This is a genomic window from Brevundimonas sp., assembly GCF_036677305.1.
Taxonomy (GTDB): Bacteria; Pseudomonadota; Alphaproteobacteria; order Caulobacterales; family Caulobacteraceae; genus Brevundimonas.
Genome location: NZ_JAKFEB010000208.1, coordinates 1 through 4,446, shown reverse-complemented (window position 1 = coordinate 4,446; position 4,446 = coordinate 1). Strand labels below are relative to the sequence as shown.

The 4,446-nt window shown below is 68.7% G+C and carries 4 protein-coding genes; all 4 read left to right on the top strand.

The genetic code is table 11. From position 1 onward, the window contains the following. The first annotated feature begins 299 nt into the window (after positions 1–299). Positions 300–1,391, top strand: coding sequence for a peptidoglycan DD-metalloendopeptidase family protein (locus V6M42_RS12085; RefSeq protein ID WP_332678677.1), 1,092 nt, complete (start codon positions 300–302; stop codon positions 1,389–1,391). A 116-nt stretch (positions 1,392–1,507) separates the two neighbouring features. Continuing rightward, complete coding sequence (gene yajC / locus V6M42_RS12080) at positions 1,508–1,825, top strand: preprotein translocase subunit YajC (RefSeq protein WP_156389418.1); 318 nt, start codon at positions 1,508–1,510, stop codon at positions 1,823–1,825. A gap of 30 nt (positions 1,826–1,855) precedes the next feature. Next, positions 1,856–3,454, top strand: a complete 1,599-nt coding sequence (gene secD / locus V6M42_RS12075) for a protein translocase subunit SecD (RefSeq protein ID WP_332678673.1) — start codon at positions 1,856–1,858, stop codon at positions 3,452–3,454. Then, positions 3,454–4,446 (top strand): protein translocase subunit SecF, encoded by a 993-nt coding sequence (secF, locus tag V6M42_RS12070; RefSeq protein WP_332658940.1) that lies wholly within the window; start codon positions 3,454–3,456, stop codon positions 4,444–4,446. The genes secD and secF overlap by 1 nt, the downstream gene beginning before the upstream one ends.

The following is a 4,446-nucleotide window of genomic DNA, read 5'->3' as shown; positions in this document are numbered from 1 at the left end:
GGGCGCAGCTCGGTGCAGATGCTGCACCGCTATGTCGGGCAGCCGGACGGCTCGTTCCGGCGCGAGAGTCTCAGCGAGGTGCGGTTCGTGCCGCTGGTCGAGGGGACGGCCAAGGAGGGATGAGGGATGAGGGATGAGGATGCCGATGCGGCGGCGGCGACCTTCCTTCCGTTTCTGTTCCCTCGTCCCTCATCCCTCATCCCCATTAACCTTCGCGCCCAACTTTCGCGCCGTTTGACGGGTTGGCTTGGGGCGACGGGCGAGGCACACCGAATGACGACCAGGGGGCGGGAGACGGCATGAACATTCGATTCGGGATCAGGGCCCTGGCGGTGCTGGGCGGGGTGATGACGCTGGCCGCCTGCGCCAGCTATCCGGCCGAGCCGCGCTATTCGATCCATGCCGACGGTTCGGCGCCGATGCGCGCGCCGGCCTCGACCATCCCGCCGCTGTCGACCGCTCCGGCGCCGGGCGGCGAGGGCGTGCGCGGGGCCACCAATCCCGCTGATGAAGTCCCGCCGCCCCGGACCGCGCCCGTCGAGGCCATCGAAGGCGGGGCCCTGTCGGCGCCGGTGAACACGGCGCCGCGCGTCTATTCCGAAACGTCGGCGCCCGCCGCCGGACCCGCCTCGGAAGGCTTCAGCACGCCGCCGCCGCCGGCGTCGGGCGCGGTCGCGGTCGAGGCCGGGGCCGTCTATGAAATCCAGCCCGGCGACACGATCTCGGGCATCGGGCGGCGTTTCCAGACGCCGGTGCAGAACCTGATCGATCTGAACGCCCTGGGGCCGCGGGCCGCGATCACGCCGGGCCAGCGACTGATCCTGCCGGCCACCGCCGTCGACATCGGCGGCGATCCCTATGCGACCGGACCGTCGCCCAGCGGCGTCTATGTGCCCGACGCGGGGACGCCCCCGCCGCCGCCGCCGCCGCCGCCCTCGGGCAATGCGGCCCTGCCGCCCGCCCCGGCCGTCGGGACGGGGGCTCCGGTCGCGGCGACCACGACGGTGAGTCTGGACTGGCCGGTGCGCGGCGACATCCTGCGGCGCTTCGGCCCGGTCGGACTGGGCGAGCGCAATAATGGCGTGAACATCGGCGCCGCCGCAGGGGCCGAGGTGCGTGCGGCCGCCGCGGGAAAGGTCGGCTATGTCGGGGACGACCTGGCGGGGCAGGGGCTGACGGTGCTGGTGGTCCACCGCGACGGCTGGCGTTCGGTCTATGGCCACCTGGGCTCGGCCGTGGTGCGCGACGGGGACGAGGTCCGCGCCGGACAGCAGATCGGCACCGTCGGCATGACCGCCGGCGACGGGCGGCCCTCGGTGCATTTCGAGACCTGGCGCATGCGCGGGGACCAGCCGAACGCCGTCGATCCGCTGACCGTGTTGCCGCGATAACGCAAAGCGGCGCCACGAACACACGTCGCGTTGCAAAGTGTGACGGCGCACCCTAGTTTCCGCGCCTCATTTTCAAGGGCCGCCCCGGGCGGTTCCATACGTTCGCGGAGACCATCGTGCAGGAACTACTGGCGGGGCCGTTCGGCACCCTGATCTTCTTCGTCCCCGTAATCATCCTGTTCTACTTCATGCTGATCCGTCCGCAGCAGAAGCAGATGAAGGCCCATCAGGCGCTGGTCGCCGGCCTGAAGCGCGGCGACACGGTCGTCCTGTCCAACGGCATGATCGGCAAGGTCACCCGCGTCGAGAACGACCAGGCCATGGTCGAGATCGCCCAGGGCGTGAACGTCGCGGTGGTCAAGCAGATGATCACCCAGGTGCGGGACCGCACCGCGATCGCCGCCAACGACACCAAGACCATCGCCAAGTCCTGACGCCGTTCTGAAAAGGTCGGGGACGCCCGCATGATCCATCTGTCGCGCTGGAAGGTCATCCTTCTTGTCCTGTCGCTGCTGTTCGGCCTGCTGTTCAGCTATCCGAACCTGCTCAGCGCCGCCCAGCGGGAGGCCCTGCCGGGCTGGCTGCCGAAGAGCGGGCTGAACCTGGGGCTGGACCTTCAGGGCGGGTCGTACCTGCTGCTGGAAGTCGACGTCCCGGCCATGCGCGAGAAGCGCCTGACCAACCTGGGCGAGGACGCCCGCACGGTTCTGGCCGAGGCGCGCGTCGCCGCGAACAGCATCGCCCGCGAACAGTCGGGGGTGATCGTCACCCTGGCCGATCCGACGCAGATGGATCTCGCCCTGCAATCGATGCGCGCCCTGGTCAGCCCGGGCTCGACGGGCGTCGCCGACCGGTCGGTGCAGCGCGTGGGCAACGACCGCATCCGCTACGCCTTCACCGAGGCGGCCCTGAACTCCATGGGCTCGGACGCCGTGACCCAGTCGATCGAGGTGGTGCGCCGCCGGATCGACAGCCTGGGCACCCGCGAACCCTCGATCACGCGTCAGGGCGCCGACCGCATCGTGGTCCAGGCCCCGGGCGAGAGCGATCCGGCCCAGCTGGAACGCGTCATCGGCCAGACGGCGCAGCTGACCTTCCAGATGGTCGATGTCGAGAATTCGGTGGCGGAAGCCCTGGCCGGCGCGGTTCCGCCGGACTCCGAACTGATCGCCGGCGGCGATCCCGCGGGCCCGCCCTGGTATCTGGTCAAGCGCCGCGTCCTGGTGTCGGGCGAGAACCTGACCAAGGCCGAGGTGACGGCCGACCAGAACAACCAGACCGCCATCGGCTTCCGCTTCGACGGCGCCGGCGCCCGCCGCTTCGGCGAGGCCACGGCCGCCAACATCGGCAAGCCCTTCGCCATCATCCTGGACGGCAAGGTGATCTCGGCCCCGAACATCCGCAGCGCCATCACCGGCGGTTCGGGCATCATCGAGGGCAGCTTCACCATCCAGCAGGCCGCCGAGATGGTGAACCTGCTGAACGGCGGCGCCCTGCCGGCCCCGCTGAAGGTCGAGGAGCGCCGGACGGTGTCGGCCGAACTGGGCGAGGACGCGGTTTCGGCCGGCGGCCTGTCCACGGCCATCGGTTTCGGCATCATCGTGGTGTTCATGATCCTGGCCTACGGCTTCCTGTTCGGCGGCATCTCGGTGATCGGCCTGGTCCTCAACGGCCTGCTGATCATCGCGGCGATGAGCTTCACCCAGGCGACGCTGACCCTGCCGGGCATCGCCGGCCTGATCCTGACGTTCGCCGTGGCCGTGGACGCCAATGTGCTGATCTATGAGCGGATGCGCGACGAGGCGCGGGCCGGACGAAGCGTGATCGCTTCCATGGACGCCGGCTTCAACAAGGCCATGGGCACCATCATCGACGCCAACGTCACCACCCTGGTGGCGGCGGCGATCATGTTCGTGTTCGGCGCGGGCCCTGTGCGAGGCTTCGCCTGGACGCTGTCGATCGGGGTGTTCACCTCGGTGCTGTCGTCCGTGCTGGTCGCCCAGGTGCTGCTGGCCTACTGGCTGAAGGTGGCCAAACCCAAGAAACTGCCGATCGCGGAGTGATGGCGATGCGTGGATGGCCCCTTATCAAACTGCTGCCGCAGAAGACGAATTTCCAGTTCGTCAAATACGCCCGCTACGCCGCCGTTCTGTCGGTCGTGCTGTGCGTCGCGTCGATCGTCGCCTGCTTCTATCCCGGCCTGAACATGGGCATCGACTTCCGGGGCGGCGCCTCGATGGAAGTGTCCAAGCCGGTCGGGCAGAGCATCGATCTCGAACGCGTCCGCAGCGCCGCCAACCGGCTGGATCTGGGCGACGTCCAGGTGCAGGGCATCGCCCGGCGCGACACCAATGTGGATGACGGCTCGACCGCCATCCTGCGCTTCCAGGTGCCGGAAGGCCGCGACCAGACCGCCGTGGTCAACCAGGTCGAGAGCGCCATCACCGGCGCCGTGGGCGAGGTGACCTATTCGGGCGTCAGCGTCGTCGGCTCCAAGGTGTCGGGCGAGCTGTTCCAGTCGGGCCTGATGGCGCTGGGCGTCGCGATCCTGCTGATGTTCGCCTACATCTGGTTCCGGTTCGAGCCGCAGTTCGGCTTCGGCGCCGTCGCCGGCCTGCTGCACGACGTGGTCCTGACCTTCGGCCTGATCGTGCTGTTCAAGCTGGAGTTCAGCCTGACCATGGTCGCCGCCATCCTGACCGTCATCGGCTATTCGATGAACGACACCGTGGTGGTGTTCGACCGCCTTCGCGAGAACCTGCGCAAATACAAGACCATGCCGCTGCGCGAGGTGATCGACCTGTCGCTGAACGAAACCCTGTCCCGGACCATCATCACCGGCATCACCGCCGTCATGGTGCTGGCCGCCCTGGCCGTCTACGGCGGAGAGGCCCTGTTCGGCTTCTCGATCGCCCTGATGTTCGGGATCATCGTCGGCACCTATTCCTCGATCTATGTCGGCGCGCCGATCATCCTGCTGTGGGGCGTCAAGCGCGGCACCCGCGACAAGGACGATCTGAAGCCGGTCAAGCTGGGCATGGCCTCGCGGCCGTAG